The organism is Mesorhizobium sp. WSM4871, assembly GCF_055811295.1.
Genome location: NZ_JBVVPU010000006.1, coordinates 289,612 through 307,943, shown reverse-complemented (window position 1 = coordinate 307,943; position 18,332 = coordinate 289,612). Strand labels below are relative to the sequence as shown.

Annotated in this window: 14 protein-coding genes and 1 tRNA gene; 10 read left to right on the top strand and 5 right to left on the bottom strand. The window is 63.9% G+C overall.

Features of this window, described 5'->3' with window-relative positions; all coding sequences use genetic code 11:
* The first annotated feature begins 241 nt into the window (after positions 1-241).
* From AC0L2H_RS15170 to AC0L2H_RS15160, 3 genes are read left to right on the top strand one after another with little or no spacing between them, the layout of a single operon-like run.
* The gene (locus AC0L2H_RS15170) at positions 242-1,684 is read left to right on the top strand and encodes a methylmalonyl-CoA mutase subunit beta (RefSeq protein WP_473590973.1); all 1,443 of its coding nucleotides are present in this window, start codon (positions 242-244) and stop codon (positions 1,682-1,684) included.
* Complete coding sequence (scpA, locus tag AC0L2H_RS15165) at positions 1,681-3,804, top strand: methylmalonyl-CoA mutase (protein WP_473590972.1); 2,124 nt, start codon at positions 1,681-1,683, stop codon at positions 3,802-3,804. Before AC0L2H_RS15170 ends, scpA begins: the two co-directional genes overlap by 4 nt.
* 60 nt (positions 3,805-3,864) lie before the next feature.
* Positions 3,865-4,089: an AbrB/MazE/SpoVT family DNA-binding domain-containing protein gene (locus AC0L2H_RS15160; protein ID WP_473590971.1), complete on the top strand. Its 225-nt coding sequence runs from the start codon at positions 3,865-3,867 to the stop codon at positions 4,087-4,089.
* 10 nt (positions 4,090-4,099) lie between these two features.
* Here AC0L2H_RS15160 and greA read toward each other — a convergent pair whose 3' ends face one another.
* Positions 4,100-4,573 (bottom strand): transcription elongation factor GreA, encoded by a 474-nt coding sequence (gene greA / locus AC0L2H_RS15155; RefSeq protein ID WP_473590970.1) that lies wholly within the window; start codon positions 4,571-4,573, stop codon positions 4,100-4,102.
* Between the two features lie 108 nt (positions 4,574-4,681).
* On the opposite strand from greA, the gene AC0L2H_RS15150 reads away from it, so the two are divergent.
* Positions 4,682-6,058, top strand: coding sequence for a TIGR03808 family TAT-translocated repetitive protein (locus AC0L2H_RS15150; protein ID WP_473590969.1), 1,377 nt, complete (start codon positions 4,682-4,684; stop codon positions 6,056-6,058).
* Here AC0L2H_RS15150 and AC0L2H_RS15145 read toward each other — a convergent pair.
* Together AC0L2H_RS15145 and AC0L2H_RS15140 are read right to left on the bottom strand one after the other, a co-directional pair.
* Positions 6,051-7,055, bottom strand: a complete 1,005-nt coding sequence (locus AC0L2H_RS15145) for an asparaginase (RefSeq protein WP_473590968.1) — start codon at positions 7,053-7,055, stop codon at positions 6,051-6,053. The genes AC0L2H_RS15150 and AC0L2H_RS15145 overlap by 8 nt on opposite strands.
* 121 nt (positions 7,056-7,176) lie before the next feature.
* Positions 7,177-8,343 carry an acetyl-CoA acetyltransferase gene (locus tag AC0L2H_RS15140; protein WP_473590967.1) on the bottom strand — a complete coding sequence of 389 codons (1,167 nt, stop codon included), beginning with the start codon at positions 8,341-8,343 and terminating at the stop codon, positions 7,177-7,179.
* A 215-nt stretch (positions 8,344-8,558) separates the two neighbouring features.
* Here AC0L2H_RS15140 and betI point away from each other — a divergent pair, with 215 nt between their 5' ends.
* The 5 genes from betI to betB are packed head-to-tail and all read left to right on the top strand — an operon-like array spanning position 8,559 to position 14,829.
* A complete protein-coding gene (gene betI / locus AC0L2H_RS15135; protein ID WP_473590966.1) occupies positions 8,559-9,149 on the top strand; it encodes a choline-binding transcriptional repressor BetI in 591 nt (196 codons plus the stop codon).
* Positions 9,146-10,675, top strand: a complete 1,530-nt coding sequence (gene betC / locus AC0L2H_RS15130; RefSeq protein ID WP_473590965.1) for a choline-sulfatase — start codon at positions 9,146-9,148, stop codon at positions 10,673-10,675. Before betI ends, betC begins: the two co-directional genes overlap by 4 nt.
* On the top strand, positions 10,672-11,673 hold the full coding sequence (locus AC0L2H_RS15125; protein ID WP_473590964.1) for a threonine/serine dehydratase: 1,002 nt from the start codon (positions 10,672-10,674) through the stop codon (positions 11,671-11,673). The genes betC and AC0L2H_RS15125 overlap by 4 nt, the downstream gene beginning before the upstream one ends.
* The gene (gene betA, locus AC0L2H_RS15120; RefSeq protein ID WP_473590963.1) at positions 11,666-13,318 is read left to right on the top strand and encodes a choline dehydrogenase; all 1,653 of its coding nucleotides are present in this window, start codon (positions 11,666-11,668) and stop codon (positions 13,316-13,318) included. Before AC0L2H_RS15125 ends, betA begins: the two co-directional genes overlap by 8 nt.
* 47 nt (positions 13,319-13,365) lie before the next feature.
* Complete coding sequence (gene betB, locus AC0L2H_RS15115; protein WP_473590962.1) at positions 13,366-14,829, top strand: betaine-aldehyde dehydrogenase; 1,464 nt, start codon at positions 13,366-13,368, stop codon at positions 14,827-14,829.
* 11 nt (positions 14,830-14,840) lie between these two features.
* Here the strand turns inward: betB and AC0L2H_RS15110 are convergent, their stop codons facing one another.
* Positions 14,841-16,361 (bottom strand): phosphomannomutase/phosphoglucomutase, encoded by a 1,521-nt coding sequence (locus AC0L2H_RS15110; protein WP_473590961.1) that lies wholly within the window; start codon positions 16,359-16,361, stop codon positions 14,841-14,843.
* Between the two features lie 202 nt (positions 16,362-16,563).
* Between AC0L2H_RS15110 and AC0L2H_RS15105 the strand changes: the two genes are divergently transcribed.
* Positions 16,564-16,640: transfer RNA gene (locus AC0L2H_RS15105), tRNA-Pro, on the top strand.
* Positions 16,641-16,711: 71 nt separating this feature from the next.
* Here AC0L2H_RS15105 and AC0L2H_RS15100 read toward each other — a convergent pair.
* Entirely contained in the window at positions 16,712-18,331 is a 1,620-nt protein-coding gene (locus tag AC0L2H_RS15100; RefSeq protein WP_473590960.1) for an ABC transporter ATP-binding protein, read from the bottom strand.
* Between the last annotated feature and the right edge of the window lies 1 nt (position 18,332).

The window sequence follows — 18,332 nt, the reverse complement described above, 5'->3', positions numbered from 1 at the left end:
TGATATGATAAAGTAACAGGCCCTGCCGCAGGTATAATGACGCCATCGCGCAGCGACAATGCCCACCGGTCGAAATTGGATTTTTGAAGCTTGCGGATTTTGCGCATGTTTGGCAATCGGTTGACGGTTCACCGTCACAGGGAGCATGTCGCATTGTGATATGGGACCGAGAACCGTAGACTGACCTGTCAGGCCGACACACACGGCCGAAAAGACGAGGCCGACAAGACGAGGAGAGCGGATGGGCGCCGGTGCCTTGATCCACGATGCCGAACTTCCGAACGCCGAGCGGCAGCGATGGCTGGCGCTGGTCGAAAAGGCGCTCGCCGGCGGATCCCTCGAGGAAAAGCTCGTCTCCCATACAGACGATGCCATCCGCATCGAGCCACTCTACGATCGCGCCGCGGCGGCGGAGCCTCTCGTGCGGGCAAACCCCAGATCGCCATGGATCGTCAGCCAGCGTGTCGACGATCCGGATATCGATCGCGCCAGAAGCCAGGCCCTGGAGGACGTCGCGCAGGGTGCGACCGGATTGTCGCTGGTTTTCGAAGGCGCGCCGAATGCATTCGGCTACGGCCTGCCGAGGACGGCCGAGGCGCTGGAGGCCGTGCTCGACGGCGTGCCGCTCAACCGCGTCCAGGTCCGCATCGACGCCCATCCCTGGAGCCGCGCCGTGGCCGACTGGCTGGTGGCGTTCCTGAGCAAGCGCCGTTCCGACCCGGCCAAGCTCAATCTGTCCTTCGGCATCGATCCGGCGGCGATCTTTGCCGGAACCGGACGACTGCGTATGTCGATCGAGGCCTTGAAGGCGTCGATGCCGCAATCGCTGGCGCATTTCTTCTCGATGGGCGTGCCAGGTGTCCTGCTGGAAGCGGATGGACGCGTCTTCCACAACGCCGGCGCCACCGAGGCACAGGAACTGGGCACGATGATGGCCTCGGCGGTCTCCTATCTCAGAATGTTCGAGGAGGCCCGCCAGCCGCTCATCTATGCAGCGCCCCATATCGGCTTTGCGCTGAGCGTCGACCAGGACCAGTTCGTGTCGATGGCAAAGATCAGGGCGCTGCGCAGGCTGTGGGCGCGTGTTCAGGAAGTCTGCTCGATCCCCGGCTCCACGGCCAGTATCCATGCCGAAACGTCCTTCCGCATGATGACGACCGTAGACCCGGAGACGAACATCCTGCGCACTGCGATTGCCGGTTTTGCGGCAGCGGCCGGCGGCGCGGATTCGATCTCCATCCTGCCGCACACGATCACGCATGGCTTGCCGGCGGGCTTTGCCCGCCGCGTCGCCCGCAACGCGCAACTGATCATGGCCAATGAAAGCCATATCGATCATGTCGCCGATCCTGCCTGCGGTTCGGGCGCCGTCGAGGCGCTCACCACGGACCTCTGTGAAGCGGCCTGGGAAGAATTCCAGCGGATCGAGGCGGAAGGCGGCGTGCTGTCCAGCCTCCAGCAAGGGCACATCCAGCGGCGCGTCCAAGCTGCCTCGGCGCGCCGCAACGCTGCCTATCAGGCGGGCGAACGCGCCATCATCGGCACGACGCTTTACCCGTCCAACAGCGAACGTCCGGTCGAAACGCTGGCGGCCGAGAGGCGGCAAGCGTTGAGCGAAAGCGTGGCGGTCTGCGAGCCGCTGTTTCCGATCCAGATCGACCAGGCGATCGGAGCAGCGTCATGATACCGGACTTCAGCAAGGTCGGCTGGTCGGCGCCGCGCCGCGCGCCGATCGAGATCAAAGGCCAGCGGCTGACGCCGGAAGGCCTTGATGTCAAGCACCTGTACAGTCAGGGCGATCTCAAGGGACTGCCTAACCTCGACACCTATCCGGGCCTGCCGCCTTTCGTGCGCGGCCCCTACCCGACCATGTATGTCCAGCAGCCCTGGACGATCCGGCAGTATGCCGGCTTCTCGACAGCGGAAGAATCGAACGCCTTCTACCGGCGCAACCTTGCCGCCGGCCAGAAGGGGCTGTCGATCGCCTTCGATCTGGCCACGCATCGCGGCTACGACAGCGACCATCCGCGCGTCGCCGGCGATGTCGGCATGGCCGGCGTCGCCATCGATTCCATCCTAGACATGCGCCAACTCTTCGACGGCATCCCGCTCGACGAGATGACGGTTTCGATGACGATGAACGGCGCGGTGCTGCCGATCATGGCGCTCTATATCGTGGCTGCCGAGGAGCAGGGCGTTGCGCAGAAGGATCTCGCAGGCACCATTCAGAACGACATTCTGAAAGAGTTCATGGTGCGCAACACCTACATCTATCCGCCCAAGCCTTCGATGCGCATCGTGTCGGACATTTTTTCCTACACGTCCCGGCACATGCCGAAATTCAATTCGATCTCGATCTCCGGCTACCACATGCAGGAGGCGGGAGCGACGGCCGACCTCGAGCTCGCCTACACGATCGCCGACGGCATCGAATATGCCCGCGCCGGCGTCGCGGCCGGTCTCGATATCGACCGTTTCGCACCGCGGCTTTCCTTCTTCTGGGCGATCGGCATGAACTTCTTCATGGAAGTGGCCAAGCTCAGGGCGGCGCGGCTCTTGTGGTCGAGCCTGATGCTGAAGAACTTCCTGCCGAAGGACGAGCGCTCGCTGTCGCTGCGCACCCATTGCCAAACGTCGGGCTGGTCGCTGACGGCGCAGGATCCCTATAACAACATAACCCGCACCATGATCGAGGCGATGGCCGCGACCCAAGGCCATACGCAATCGCTGCACACCAACTCCTTCGACGAGGCGATGGCGCTGCCGACCGACCATTCGGCCCGCATCGCCCGCAACACGCAGCTCATCCTGCAGAAGGAATCCGGCACGACCCGCATCATCGACCCGTGGGGCGGTTCGGCTTATGTCGAGCGATTGACGCACGATCTGGCGGCACGCGCACTTGCCCACATCGAGGAGGTCGAAAGCCTTGGCGGCATGGCCGCGGCAACCGAAAAGGGCATCCCGAAGCTGCGCATCGAAGAGGCGGCCGCCCGCACCCAGGCGCGCATCGATTCGGGCGAGCAGATCCTGGTCGGCGTCAACGCGCATCGGCCAGAGACGGACATCGAGGTCGACGTGCTGAAGATCGACAATGCCGAGGTCAAAGCCCGGCAATTATCGAAGCTGCAAAGGCTGAAAGGCACGCGCGACGTCGGCGCGGTCGAGAGTGCGCTGGACGCGCTGAGCCGTGCCGCCAAGAGCGGCGAAAACCTGCTCGAATTCGCCATCCGCGCCGCCCGCGCCAACGCCACGGTCGGTGAGATTTCACTGGCGCTGGAAAAAGTGTTCGGCCGCCATGTCGCTTCGGTGCAGACGATCTCCGGCGTCTATCGCAAGGCGCTTGGCGACAATCCGGTGGTCGACCGGCTGCAGGACAAGATCGTGGCGTTCGAGGAGAAGTCCGGCGGCAAACCGCGCATTCTCGTCGCCAAGATGGGACAGGACGGCCATGATCGCGGCCAGAAGGTCATTGCCACGGCCTTTGCCGATCTCGGCTTCGACGTCACTGTCGGAGCGATGTTCCAGACGCCGGAAGAGATCGCGAAACTCGCTGTCGAGCATGACGTGCACATTATCGGCGCCTCGTCGCTGGCGGCGGGACATCTGACGCTCATTCCCGAGCTCAAGGCCGCACTGATGAAGCTTGGCCGCGACGACATGCTGATCGTCGCCGGCGGCGTCATCCCGCCACAGGATTACGACGCGGTGCTGCAAGCGGGGGCGGCGGAAATCTTTCCGCCGGGCACCGTCATTCCCGAAGCGGCGGACCGGCTGATGGACCGGCTGATGGCCGCGCAGTAAGGTTGCTGCATCGCTAAAAAGGTTGTACTAAGTGAAGTATACAACCAAGGCGCAGTGGTCGTGAAAACGATTGTTCACAAACTCGACGATGGATCAGAGGCCCTAATCTTGCCACGGGAGCTGCTCGACGGGTTGAATCTGCAAGTGGGCGATCAGTTCCGAATCATCGAGACTGATGACGGCATCATCCTGAGGCCTGTACGGAACACCTTCGAACGGCAGATGACTGCCGCTCGCGATGTAATGGACAAATACGAAATCGGACTGCAAAAGCTCGCAAAATAGCCAGCTGCATTCAGCCTTCCGAGAGCTTGACGATTTCCCACTCCTTGCCGTTGACAACAGCCACGTCACCAACCTTCTTGCCGAACAAGGCCATGGCCATCGGCGAGACATGGGAGATGCTGCCCTTGGCCGGGTCGGCCTCGTCCTCCCCAACGATCTTCCAGTGGACCTTCCTGCCGTCATCGCCTTCCAGCGTGACGCCCATGCCGAAACGGACGAGGTCGCTGCCCGGTTCCGGCATGGAAAGCTCGGCGCTTTCACGCCGCGCGGTCCAGTAGCGCAGGTCTCGCGACACGACCGCTATGCGCTCGCGGTCGGCCCGCCTCTCGGCTTTCGCCAGTATATCGCGCAGTTCGGCCAGATTTTCCTCGATCTGCGCCAGGCCGCGCTCCGTCACCAGATTGCGGTGCGTGCTGATCGGCCGCTCGCCGATGCCGGCGATGGCATTTTCGCTGTCTTCCTCGCGCGTGAAGGCCCTGCTCATCCAGCGAACTTAGGCGCGTAACTGCGACTCCACAAGCCATTGCCAGCACGCCGCCGGGCCTGGCACGAATTCTGCGACACAGGGACAGAACTCCAGGAATCTGTGCCGATGTTGAACAGACGAAAGCTTCTCACGGGAACCGCCGGCTTTGCCGTTCTGGGTCTATCGCTCGGCAAGGCGGCCGCGACGGCCCTGCCCGGCATCGAGAATGCCTCGATGCGCGGTTCGATCAACGCTGCCGACCTTGGCGTGCAGCCCGGCGCGCTTGACGACCAGAGCAAGGCCTTCGCCAAGCTGCTGCGCGACGCGAACGATCGCGACATGCCGGTGTTCCTGCCGCCCGGCACCTATGTCGTCTCAAACCTTTCGCTGCCCGGCCGCGTCAGGCTGTCCGGCGTGCCTGGCGCATCGCGGATCGTCTATGGTGGCAACGGCCATTTCATCATGGCCGAGCAGGCCGAGCATATCGAATTCAGCGGGCTGGTGTTCGACGGCAGCAACCGCTGGATGGGCGACTATGCGCAAGGCTTGCTCGATCTTCGCCGCGTTAGCCATCTCGTCGTCGACAATTGCCAGATATCGGGCAGCGGCAAGCACGGCCTGTCGCTCGAACACGTTCGCGGCCGCGTCGAGCGCTCGGACATATCGGGCGCGGCCGACGCCGGCATCTATTCGGTCGAGGCCGGCGGTCTGGAAATCTTAGGCAATACCGTGTCCGACTGCGGCAATGGCGGCATCCTCGTGCACCGCTGGCAAGCGGCCGAGGACGGCACCATCGTCAGCGGCAATCGCGTCGAACGCATCCAGGCGCGCGGCGGCGGAACCGGCCAGAACGGCAACGGCATCAATGCCTTCCGTGCAGGCAACGTCGTCATCTCGGGCAACATCGTCTCGGACTGCGCGTTTTCGGCGATCCGCGCCAACAGCGCCAGCAATCTGCAGATGACCGGCAACACCTGCTCGCGGTCGGGCGAAACGGCGCTCTATTCAGAATTCTCCTTCGAAGGCGCGATCATCGGCAACAACATCGTCGACGGCGCCGCCAACGGCATCTCGATCGTCAATTTCAACGAAGGCGGCCGCATGGGGGTCTGCCAGGGCAACATCGTGCGCAACCTCTCGACATCTGGCCCCTACCCGGCGGACGCGCCCGGCTTCGGCGTCGGCATCAGTGTCGAAGCCGACACCACGGTGTCGGGCAATGTCGTCGAAAACGCGCCGCTCTACGGCATGCAGATCGGCTGGGGACCATATATGCGCAATGTGGTCGCGACGGGAAACATCATTCGCAAGGCCGGAACCGGCATCGTCGTCAGCGTGGTCGAGGGCGCCGGTACGGCCATCATCTCCGACAACGTCATCGATGGTGCGCAGAACGGCGCGATCGTCGGGCAGCGCTGGGCCGAGCCGGTGACCGGCGATCTCGCCTCGTCAGGCAATGCCGGCTATGTGCATCTGACGGTCGAGCGCAATCACGTCAGTTGAATGCAGCCGTGGGCCGGAGCGAACCCACCTTGGCGCCAATCCGGCTTTCGATGGGCGCGTTTGCCAGTTCGATCAGCTTCGCCGCCAGGACCTCGTCCGCGTGCAGTAGTTTGGCAAGGATGGCGGCAACCATGGCTTCGGCCGCCCGGCCAGCGCCATCATCGCATTTGAGCGCGATGCCGAGCCCAAGTTCCGGAATTGCCGCACAGTGAACGCCTTCGGCGCCGCCTTTCGCAAAAATCCGCCCGGGTGCAGCTTCCATCAGCACCAGGTCAGCCCGGCCGGTGCCGGCGACAAAGAACGGCTCGGCCATGCAGGCGGAAAGCAGGCGCTTCGCAGCCCGAGCGCGCAGTGACGTAAAACCGATCCCCGCAGCCATGCGGGCGAAACCGAGGGCAAAGCTCCTGAGCGGCACCGCGTAGGTCGGGATCGAGCAGCCATCGGTCGCCCGCTCGTCAGCGCCGTGGGCAGCGCCCGTTACCGCCTGCATCGCGTCGCGCACCATCTCCTGCAAGGCGTGATCCGCCCTGACATAGCCGCCATGCGCAATGCCGGAATGGACGCAGGTGCAGAGGAAGCCGGAATGCTTGCCGGAGCAATTGTTGTGCAACGCGTTCGGCAAATCGCCGGCGCGGGAGAGCGCAATTTCCGCCTGATGGTTCGATGGCCAATGCGTGCCGCATTCCAGCGCCGTTTTGTCCAACGCTGCTCTGGCCAGCATGGACCGCGCCAGTTCGACATGCGCAGGCTCGCCTGAATGGGAGGCACAGGCAAGCGCCAGTTCGCGGTTGCCGAAGCCATAGGCATCGGCAGCGCCGCTTTCGACCAGCGGCAGCGCCTGGATCGCCTTGACCGCCGAGCGCGGAAACACCGGACGCGAGGTGTCGCCGATCTCCAGGAACGGCTTGCCGTCGGCATCGAACACCGCAATGGCGCCACGATGGGCACTCTCGACGATCGCGCCGCGCAGAACCTCGACCAGAACCGGATTTGTCATGGATCCCCCGCCAGCGCATGGCTTGAAAATCGAAGTCGATTTTCAAGGCCATTCGCAAAATCAAAGTGTTACAGCGTCCTTTGCGCCCCGAAATGGCGCGCGGCGCTGTAATGCGGGCGGTTTATCTGATCCGGTCGAGAATGGAAACGTAGTTGGCGACCGCGGCGCCACCCATGTTGAAGATGCCGCCGAGTTTTGCGCCAGGCACCTGGATGCCGCCAGCCTCGCCGACCAGTTGCATGGCGCTCAGCACATGCATCGACACGCCGGTGGCGCCGATCGGGTGCCCCTTGGCCTTCAGCCCGCCGGACGGATTGACCGGAAGGCGGCCGTCCTTCGCCGTCTCGCCGCTCATCGCCAGCTTGCCCCCCTCACCCGGCTTCGCCAGCCCCATCGCCTCATACTCGATCAGTTCGGCAATGGTGAAGCAGTCATGCGTCTCGACGAAGGAGAGATCGTCCAGCGTCACGCCAGCCTGCTTCAGCGCCTGGTTCCAGGCGTGCTCGCAGCCCTCGAAGGCGAGGATGTCGCGCTTCGACATCGGCAGGAAATCCTGCACATGCTGGTTGGCGCGGAAGGCGACAGCGCGGCGCATCTTCAGCGCCGTCGCGGTGTCGGCAAGGACCAGGGCGGCGGCGCCGTCCGAAACCAGCGAGCAGTCGGTGCGCTTCAGGGGACCGGCGACGAAGGGGTTCTTCTCGCTCTCCTGGCGGCAGAACTCATAGCCGAAATCCTTGCGCATCTGCGCATAGGGATTGTCGACGCCGTTCTTGTGGTTCTTGGCGGCGATCATGGCGAGCGCATCCGACTGGTCGCCGTAGCGCTGGAAATAGGCTTGAGCGATCTTGCCGAAGACGCCGGCGAAGCCCGCTGGCGTTTCTCCATCCTCTGGCAGATAGGAAGCCTTGAGCAGGTTCTTGCCGATTTCGGGACCAGGCGTTGTCGTCATCTGCTCGGCGCCGACCACCAGGACGATACGGGCGGCATTGGCGTCGATGGCGCGAATGCCTTGCCTAACCGCCGCCGAACCGGTGGCGCAAGCGTTCTCGACCCGCGTCGCCGGCTTGAAGCGCAGCCGGTCGTCTGCCTGGAGAACCAGGCTGGCGGTGAAATCCTGGGCGGAAAAGCCGGCGTTGAAGTGGCCGAGCACGATCTCGTCGACGTCGTCCGGGCCGATGCCGGCATGGTCGAGCGCGTCGGTTGCCGCTTTGACGATCAGGCCCTCCAGCGTCTCGCCTTCGAGCTTGCCGAAGCGCGAATGCGCCCAGCCGACGATGCATGCTGTCATGGCGGTCTCCGTTCTCCGCGAACCTAGCACTTCATAACGCGGTGTGAACTTCTCATATTGTTCAACTATGAACCGTTTTACAGACCTCGTGAAGGGGCAGAAACGCACAATCGGGTGATTGTCGTTGGCACAGCCTCAGACATGAAAATTCCTGCGGATTTTTATTGATTGATCCGTCAATAAAAAATAACTTTGGCCAAGAGGCCGGAACAACGATGCCGAAAGTCGGAATGGAACCATTGCGCCGCAAGGCGCTTATCGACGCGACGATCTCGGCGATCGGCGAGCGCGGTTCGCTTGACGTGACCATGTCGGAAATCGCCGGCCGCGCCGGCGTCTCCTCGGCCCTTGCCCATCATTATTTCGGCGCCAAGGACGAGCTGTTGCTGGCGACGATGCGGCACATATTGGCCGAACTGACCACCGATACGCGGCGCGCCCTTCACTCCGCCAGCCTTCCTCGTGAACGTGTTTCGGCAGTGGTCGCCGTCAATTTCTCCGACGCCCAGTTCCAGCCGGAAATCATCGCCGCGTGGCTCGCCTTCTATGTCGAGGCGCAGAAATCGGCGGCGCTGCGCCGGCTGCTCAAGGTCTATGCGCGGCGCTTGCACTCGAACCTGATGAGCGGGCTGACCGGCATCCTTCCCAGAAGCGAGGCCGATCGCGTCGCCGAGGCCACGGCGGCGCTGATCGACGGGCTCTATATCAGGCGCGCGCTGAAGGACGGCGTGCCTGACGCCGCGACGGCGATCGCGCTGGTCGAGGACTATCTCGAAACGAAACTCAGCGGACGGCAGACGCAGTGACACGCAAGAAACCCAATTTCCTGATCGTCATGGTCGATCAGCTCAATGGCACGCTGTTCCCGGACGGGCCGGCGGAGTTCCTGCATGTGCCGCATCTCAAGGCGCTGGCCGCCCGCTCGGCGCGCTTTGCCAACAACTACACCGCCTCGCCGCTTTGTGCGCCGGGCCGAGCCTCGTTCATGAGCGGGCAGTTGCCGTCGCGCACCGGGGTCTACGACAATGCCGCTGAATTCGTCTCGTCGATCCCGACCTTCGCCCATCATCTGCGCGCCGCCGGCTACTACACCTGCCTGTCGGGCAAGATGCATTTCGTCGGACCGGACCAGCTGCACGGTTTCGAAGAGCGGCTGACCACCGATATCTATCCCGCCGATTTCGGCTGGACGCCCGATTACCGCAAGCCAGGCGAGCGTATCGATTGGTGGTACCACAATCTGGGCTCGGTGACCGGCGCCGGCGTCGCCGAGACCACCAACCAGATGGAGTATGACGACGAGGTCGTGTTCCTGGCCTCGCAGAAGCTCTACCAGCTTTCGCGCGAGCAGGACGACGCGGACCATCGGCCCTGGTGCCTCACCGTTTCGCTGTCGCACCCGCACGATCCCTATGTCGCGCGCAAACAATATTGGGATCTCTACGAACATTGCCAGGCGCTGGATCCGGAAACCGGGTTCATCGCCCATGACGAACAGGACGTGCATTCGCAGCGCCTGTACCACGCCAGCGACTATCCCTCGTTCGAGATTACGCCTGAGCAGGTGCGACGTTCGCGGCGCGGCTATTTCGCCAACATCTCCTATGTCGACGACAAGCTCGGCGAGCTGCTGGACGTTCTGAAGCGCACGCGCATGCTGGAAGACACCGTCATCCTGTTCTGCTCGGACCATGGCGACATGCTCGGCGAACGCGGCCTGTGGTTCAAGATGAGCTTCTTCGAAGGCTCGGTGCGGGTGCCGCTGATGATCGCCGGCAAGGACGTGCCGGCCGGCCTGATCAAGGCGCCAGTCTCCAATCTCGACGTGGCGCCGACGCTTTGCGATCTTGCAGGCATCGACATGAGCGCCATCGCGCCATGGACCGATGGCCAGTCGCTGCTGCCGCTTGCCAAGGGCGGACAGCGTACCGCGCCTGTGTTGATCGAGTATGCCGCCGAAGGTTCCTATGCGCCACTGGTGGCGATCCGCGACGGCAAATACAAATTCGTCCATTGCGAGCTCGACCCGCCGCAGTTGTTCGATCTCGAAGCCGATCCGCTTGAGCGAAACAATCTGGCCGACGACCCGGCCCATGCGACCCTGGTGGCGGCATTCATGGACAAGGTCAGGGCGCGCTGGGACTTGGCCGGTTTCGACGCCGCCGTGCGCGAGAGCCAGGCGCGCCGCTGGGTCGTCTATCCGGCGCTGCGCAACGGCGCCTATTACCCCTGGGATTTCCAGCCGCTGCAAAAGGCATCGGAGCGCTACATGCGCAACCACATGAACCTCGACAATCTCGAAGAGAGCAAAAGGTATCCGCGAGGCGAATGATGACAAATCTCGTCCCCTCCCTCGATCATCTCCGGCAGGCCTATGCGGTCACCGCCAAGGCGACGCAGGTCACGCCATTGCTGGAATCGGCCGCCCTTGCCCGCGAAACGGGCGCGGCCCGTGTCTTCGTCAAGCCGGAATCGCTACAATGGGCCGGATCGTTCAAGGTACGCGGCGCCTATTGGCGGCTGAAGCGGCTGTCGCCCGATGAAGCCAGGAAGGGCGTCGTCGCCTACTCCTCCGGCAATTTCGCGCAAGGCCTGGCGGCCGCCGGCCAGGCGCTCGGCATTCCGGTCACTATCGTCATGCCGATCGACGCGCCGGCCGCCAAGCGCGACGCAACGGCCGGCTACGGCGCGCGCATCGTGCTGACCGACCATGGCGAGCGAGCGCGTGAGGAGGTTGCCGCCGCCAAGGCGCGTGAGATCGCCGGGACCGAGAGTCTGGCGCTGCTGCATCCGTTCGACGATCCGGAAATCGTCGCCGGCCAGGCCGGCGCCGGGCTGGAAGCGCTCGATCAGCTAGCGGCCAAGAGCGCGCAAGCCGACCTGCTGTTCTGCCCGGTCGGTGGTGGCGGACTGATCGGTGGCGTTTCGCTGGCCTTCCACTATCTGTCGCCGGCGACCGAGATCGTCGGTGTCGAACCCGAAGGCTTCAACGGCATGGGTTCATCACTGGCGCATGGCGCCATCGAAACCATGCCGATCGGGCCGAAGTCGATCTGCGACGGGCTGATGGCGCGCAAGCCCGGCGACGCGCCGTTCGCGGCGGTCAAGGCTGCCGGCGTTCGCGGCATCACCGTCGACGATCAATCGGTGCGCAGCGCGATGCGGATCGCCTTCGAGCGGATGAAGCTGGTGCTCGAACCGTCGGGCGCGGCATCGCTCGCCGCGTTGCTCGGCGGCAAGGTGGATGTGGCCGGCAAGACCGTGCTCGTGGTGGCGACCGGCGGCAATGTCTCGCTCGCCGATTTTATGGCCCATATGAACTATGCTTGAAGCGGATTTCGTCATCATCGGCTCCGGCTCGGCCGGCTCGGCTATGGCCTACCGTCTGTCGGAGGACGGCAAGCATTCGGTGATCGTCATCGAATTCGGCGGCAGCGATATCGGGCCGCTGATCCAGATGCCGTCGGCGCTGTCGATCCCGCTCAACATGAGCCTCTACGACTGGGGCTTTGCCAGCGAACCGGAACCGCATCTGGGCGGCCGTGTGCTGGCGACGCCGCGCGGCAAGGTCATCGGCGGCTCGTCCTCGATCAACGGCATGGTCTATGTGCGCGGACATGCGCGCGACTTCGACCATTGGGCCGAACAGGGCGCGACGGGCTGGGGCTTCGCCGACGTGCTTCCCTATTTCAAGCGCATGGAAAACGCGGATGGCGGCGAGGACGGCTGGCGCGGCAAAAGCGGCCCGTTGTATGTGCAGCGCGGTTCGAGAACCAATCCACTTTATGGCGCTTTCGTCGAGGCAGGCCGCCAGGCCGGTTTCGAGCTGACCGACGACTATAATGGCGCGAAGCAGGAAGGGTTCGGGCCGATGGAGCAGACCATCCACGGCGGCCGCCGCTGGTCGGCGGCGAGTGCCTATTTGAAGCCCGCGCTCAGACGCAAAAATGTCAACCTCGTCAAGGGTTTCGCGCGACGCGTGATTATCGAGAATCAACGCGCCACCGGGGTAGAGATCGAAGCCCGAGGGCAGGTCCAGATCATCAAGGCGCGTCGCGACGTGATCATTGCCGCGTCTTCGATCAATTCACCCAAGATCCTGATGCTGTCCGGCATCGGCCCGGCCGCGCATCTCAGGGAAAATGGCATCCAGGTCGTGGCCGACCGGCCAGGCGTCGGCCGCAATCTGCAGGACCATATGGAGCTCTACATCCAGCAGGAATCGACCAAGCCAATCACGCTGAATTCGGTGCTGAACCCGTTTTCCAAGGCGCTGATCGGCGCGCAGTGGCTGTTCTTCAAATCCGGCCTTGGCGCGACCAATCATTTCGAGGCAGCGGCCTTCGTGCGCTCACAGGCCGGCGTCGACTACCCCGATATCCAGTACCACTTTATCCCGGCCGCAGTCCGCTATGACGGCAAGGCGGCGGCCAAGGCGCATGGTTTCCAGGCGCATGTCGGGCCGATGCGGTCGAAGTCGCGCGGCTCGGTGACGCTGCGCTCGCCCGATCCCCGATCGAAGCCGGTGATCCGCTTCAACTACATGTCGCATCCGGACGACTGGACGGAGTTCCGCCACTGTGTCCGGCTGACGCGCGAGATCTTCGGCCAGTCGGCGTTCGATGCCTATCGCGGCAAGGAAATCTCGCCGGGGTCGCATGTCCAGTCGGACGACGATCTCGACGCCTTCATCAGGGATCACGCCGAAAGCGCCTATCATCCCTGCGGTACCTGCAAGATGGGTCGCACGGATGATCCGATGAGCGTCGTCGATCCGGAATGCCGCGTCATCGGCGTCAACGGGCTGCGGGTCGCCGACTCCTCGGTCTTCCCGCGCGTGACCAACGGCAATCTCAACGCGCCGTCGATCATGACCGGCGAGAAGGCCGCCGACCACATCCTTGGCCGCACGCCGCTGGCGCCGTCCAACCAGGAGCCATGGATCAATCCACGCTGGCAGGCGTCGGACAGATAGGCCATTGTCGGGCGGGCTGCCCCGCCCGAGACGATTGGAGAACTCCCATGCGCGCCCAGCCAACGGCATCGCACTATGTCAACGGCCGCTACATCGAAGACGAAGGCGGCGCGCGGCTGCCGGTCATCTATCCGGCGACGGGCGAGACCATCGCGGTGCTGCATTCGGCGACGCCAAACGTGCTGGAGCTCGCCATCGAGGCCGCGCGTGCCGCGCAACCGGCCTGGGCGCGGCTGAAGCCGGTCGAGCGCGGGCGCATCCTGCGGCGCGCAGCCGATATCTTGCGGGCGCGCAATGCCGATCTCGCCCGTATCGAGACGCTCGATACCGGCAAGGCGATCCAGGAGACGCTGGTGGCGGACGCGCCTTCGGCGGCCGATTGCCTCGAATATTTCGGCGGCGCCGTCGCGTCCTATAATGGCGAGGCCGTCGATCTCGGCGGACCCTTTGCTTATACCAGACGCGAGGCGCTTGGCGTCTGCGTCGGCATCGGCGCCTGGAACTACCCGATCCAGATCGCCGGCTGGAAATCCGCACCCGCACTCGCCATGGGCAACGCCATGGTGTTCAAGCCGTCGGAGAACACGCCGCTGTCGGTGCTAGCGCTAGCCGAAATCTACAGCGAGGCCGGTCTGCCCGATGGGCTGTTCAACGTGGTGCAAGGCTATGGCGATGTCGGCGCCGGGCTGGTCGAGCACGATGTCGTTGCCAAGGTCTCGGTGACCGGCTCGGTGCCGACCGGCCGCAAGGTGCTGTCGCTCGCCGGCTCGAAGATGAAGCACGCCACCATGGAACTCGGCGGCAAGTCGCCGCTGATCGTCTTCGACGACGCCGATCTCGAAAACGCTATTGGCGGCGCCATGCTCGGCAATTTCTATTCGACCGGCCAGATCTGCTCCAACGGCACGCGGGTCTTCGTGCAAAAAGGCATCCACGACCGCTTCGTCGAACGGCTCATCGAGCGGACGAAGAAGATCCGCATCGGCGATCCGCTCGACCCGGAAACGCAGATGGGGCCACTGGTCAACAAGGCGCAGCACGAGAAGGTCGTCGGCTATATCGCGGCGGGCAAGCAGGATGGAGCCACGCTCGCCTGCGGCGGCAACGTGCCGTCGCTGCAAGGTTTCCAGGGGGGCTTCTTCGTCGAGCCGACGGTCTTCACCGGCGTCACCGACATCATGCGCATCGCGCGCGAGGAGATTTTCGGGCCTGTCATGAGCGTGCTGAAATTCGACGGCGAGGACGAAGTGATAGAGCGCGCCAACGACACCGAGTTCGGCCTCGCCGCTGGCGTCTTCACGCGCGACCTGCAGCGCGCCCACCGCATCATCGCCGAGCTGCAGGCCGGCACCTGCTGGATCAACGCCTACAATCTGACGCCAGTCGAGATCCCCTTCGGCGGCTTCAAGCAGTCCGGGATCGGGCGCGAGAACTCGCTGGCGGCACTGGCGCTCTATTCGCAGTTGAAGTCGGTCTATGTCGAGACCGGCGACGTGGCGAGCCCTTACTGAAGCCAGGCGGCTCAGAAGGTCTGGTTGTAGGCGCCGACCTCCGGGCTGCGGCGCAATACGGCGTCGACGGCCTCGAACATCTGCCGTCGCCGCTCCGACGACACCGGGCTCTCGACCACGACGACGAGCTCCGGCTTGTTTGACGACGCTCGCACCAGGCCCCAGGTGCCATCCTCGGCAACGACGCGCACGCCGTTGACGGTGATCAGGTCGGCGATCTTCTGCCCGGCAAACGCTTGGCCATCCTGTTTCATCGCCTGGAAGTCGGAAACGACCCGCTCGACGACGCCATATTTCACCGCGTCGGCGCAATGCGGCGACATGGTCGGCGTGCCGAAGGTCAGCGGCAGATCGCGATAGAGGTTGGCCATGCTGCTTGTCGGGCTGCGGTCGAGCATCTCGCATATGGCGATGGCGGTGATGAGGCCATCGTCATAACCGCGCCCGATCGGCGGGTTGAAGAAGAAATGGCCGGATTTCTCGAAGCCGGCGATGGCGCCGAGCTCGGCCACGCGCCGCTTGATGTAGGAGTGGCCGGTTTTCCAGTAATCGGTGACGGCGCCCTCGGCGCGCAAGGCGGCGTCGGTGTTGAACAGGCCGGTCGATTTGACGTCGACGACGAAGGTCGAGCCCGGATGCAACCGCGCAATGTCACGCGCGAGCATGACGCCAACCTTGTCGGCGAAGATTTCGTTGCCTTCATTGTCGACCACGCCGCAACGGTCGCCATCGCCGTCGAAGCCAAGCCCGACATCGGCTCCCGTCTCCAGGACCTTGTCGCGGATCGCGTGCAGCATCTTCATGTCTTCGGGGTTGGGATTGTAATGTGGAAACGTGTGATCGAGCTCAACGTCGAGCGGGATCACCTCGCAGCCGATCCGCGCCAGCGCCTCGGGCGCAAAGGCGCCGGCGGTGCCATTGCCGCAGGCGGCGACGACCTTGAGCTTCCGCGAGATGCGCTTGTCCCGGGTCAGATCGTCGAGATAGGTCTTGCGGAAATCGGGAACGAAGTCGTAGGAGCCGCCGCCGACAAGGTCGAAGTCGCCGGCAAGCACGATCGCCTTCAATGCGCTCATCTCTTCCGGACCGAAGGTCAAGGGGCGCGCAGCGCCCATCTTGACGCCGGTCCAGCCATTCTCGTTGTGCGAGGCGGTGACCATGGCGACGGACGGCGTGTCGAGCGCGAACTGGGCGAAATAGGCCATCGGCGACAGCGCCAGACCGATATCCTTGACGCGGGCGCCGGCGGCCATCAGGCCGGAAACCAGCGCCAGCTTGATGGCGAGCGAATAGGAGCGGAAATCATGCCCGGTGACGATATCGGGTCCCGCGCCCAGGCGCCGGATCAGCGTGCCGAGCCCCATGCCGAGCGCCTGGACACCGATCAGGTTGAGCTCCGGCGGCTCCGCCGAGGCCGGATGGCCGAACCACCAGCGCGCATCGTACTCGCGAAAGCCGGACGGCTTGATCAGCGCCGATGTTTCGAACTCGAAGGTGTTGGGACGGGATTCACTAACAATCTTCAGGGGCAAGACGGCAAAACTCCAAGTGGCTGGAAATCACGGAGGCAGTATGGGCGGATCGCCTACAAGGCAAGCGTTTAAGCCGTGTTTATCCAGCAGGAAACTGAAACCTGTATGACGTTGCCGCAAAAGCCGACGAAATGCGACGGCGGTGTCGGCATTGGCGCTTGCAGGAACGAAGTGCGGCGGCTATAAGCCCGCGGTCTGGTCACGGAGTGTAGCGCAGCCTGGTAGCGCACCTCGTTCGGGACGAGGGGGTCGCAGGTTCAAATCCTGCCACTCCGACCAGAAAAAACAGCGGCTTGGCTGTGTTTGTTCCCGAAATGAATCAATCCTTTGCCGCAGCGCTCAGGGCAGCGCTACGCGCTCAGGCGAAAGCGCGTGACGTCGATGGCCGCAGCCATCAGCGTCTGCGTGTAGGCGGCCTGCGGATCGCTGAAGATCGCCTCGGTTGGCCCTTCCTCGACGATCTTGCCCTGTTTCATGACGATAATGTAGTCGGCCATGGCGCGCACGACGGCGAGATCGTGGCTGATGAAGAGATAGGACAATTCGTGGTCGGCCTGCAGCTTGCGCAGCAGCTCGACGATCTGCTTCTGCACCGAGCGGTCGAGCGCCGACGTCGGCTCGTCCAGCACCACCACCTTGGGCTTGAGGATCATGGCACGCGCGATGGCGATGCGCTGGCGCTGGCCGCCGGAGAATTCGTGCGGATAGCGATTGCGCGCATTCGGATCGAGCCCGACCTCGCGCAAGGCCTCGACCGCACGCTGATCGCGCTGCTTGCCCGACAGTGCCGGCTCGTGCACTAGAAGCCCTTCGGTGATGACCTGGCCCACGGTCATGCGCGGCGACAATGAGCCGAACGGATCCTGGAAGACGAGCTGCAATTCGCGCCGCAGCGGCCGCATAGCCTGGCGGTCGGCGCTGGAAATGTCGCGGTCTCCGAGGCGGATCACGCCGTCGCTCGGCAGGAGCCGCAGCAAGGCCCGGCCGAGCGTCGATTTTCCCGAACCGGATTCGCCGACGATGCCGATGGTCTGGTTCCGCTTCAGCCGGATCGAAATGCGGTCGACCGCGCGCAGCAGCAGCGGCTCTCCGGCAAGGAATCCGCCGCCGATCTTGAAGGTCACTTCGACATTCCTGCCTTCGAGCAGGACAGGCGCGTTTGGCGGCGGCGGCGCCTTGGTGCCGGTCGGCTCGGCGGCCAGCAGCATCTTGGTATAGGCGTGCTGAGGATTGGCGAAGATCGCTTCGGCCTCGCCCTCCTCGACGACCTCGCCGTAACGCATGACATAGACCCGGTCGGCAAAACGGCGGACGATGCCGAGATCATGAGTGATGAAGACGATCGCCATGCCGAGCTTGCGCTGCAGTTCGGCCAGAAGCATCAGAATCTGCGCCTGGATCGTCACATCCAGCGCCGTCGTCGGCTCGTCAGCGATCAGGATATCCGGGTCGTTGGCCAAGGCCATGGCGATCATGACGCGCTGGCGCTGGCCGCCCGACATTTCGTGCGGGTAAGATTTCATCCGCCGCTCGGGATCGGGAATATGGACCAGCCGCAACAGCTTGAGCGCCTCTTCGCGCGCCTCGGCCGCATTCAGCCCGCGGTGCCGGCGGATCGGCTCGATTAGCTGATTGCCGATCGAATAGAGCGGATCGAGCGAAGTCATCGGCTCCTGGAAGATCATGCTGATCTTGCGGCCGCGGACCTTGTTCAATTCGGCTTTGCTCAGGGTCAAAAGGTTGCGGCCGCGATAGTCGACAGAGCCTGAAGCCTCGCCGTTCGAGGCCAGCAGGCTCATCGCCGCCATCATCGTCTGGCTCTTGCCTGAACCGGATTCGCCGACCACGGCAACGGTTTCGCCTGACTTGACGTGGATGTTGATACCCTTGACAGCCTCGACCGCGCCGTCGAGCGTGCGGAAGCGGACGCGAAGGTCCTTGACGCTGAGGATCGTTTCGGAAGCAGCCATC

Coding starts and splice junctions, on each gene's coding strand:
- betA (WP_473590963.1), top strand. CDS start 11,666: ATGCTTGAAGCGGATTTCGTCATCATCGGCTCCGGCTCGGCCGGCTCG.
- betB (WP_473590962.1), top strand. CDS start 13,366: ATGCGCGCCCAGCCAACGGCATCGCACTATGTCAACGGCCGCTACATC.
- AC0L2H_RS15145 (WP_473590968.1), bottom strand. CDS start 7,055: ATGACAAATCCGGTTCTGGTCGAGGTTCTGCGCGGCGCGATCGTCGAG.
- AC0L2H_RS15100 (WP_473590960.1), bottom strand. CDS start 18,331: ATGGCTGCTTCCGAAACGATCCTCAGCGTCAAGGACCTTCGCGTCCGC.
- AC0L2H_RS15150 (WP_473590969.1), top strand. CDS start 4,682: ATGTTGAACAGACGAAAGCTTCTCACGGGAACCGCCGGCTTTGCCGTT.
- greA (WP_473590970.1), bottom strand. CDS start 4,573: ATGAGCAGGGCCTTCACGCGCGAGGAAGACAGCGAAAATGCCATCGCC.
- AC0L2H_RS15125 (WP_473590964.1), top strand. CDS start 10,672: ATGATGACAAATCTCGTCCCCTCCCTCGATCATCTCCGGCAGGCCTAT.
- AC0L2H_RS15170 (WP_473590973.1), top strand. CDS start 242: ATGGGCGCCGGTGCCTTGATCCACGATGCCGAACTTCCGAACGCCGAG.
- AC0L2H_RS15140 (WP_473590967.1), bottom strand. CDS start 8,343: ATGACAGCATGCATCGTCGGCTGGGCGCATTCGCGCTTCGGCAAGCTC.
- scpA (WP_473590972.1), top strand. CDS start 1,681: ATGATACCGGACTTCAGCAAGGTCGGCTGGTCGGCGCCGCGCCGCGCG.
- betI (WP_473590966.1), top strand. CDS start 8,559: ATGCCGAAAGTCGGAATGGAACCATTGCGCCGCAAGGCGCTTATCGAC.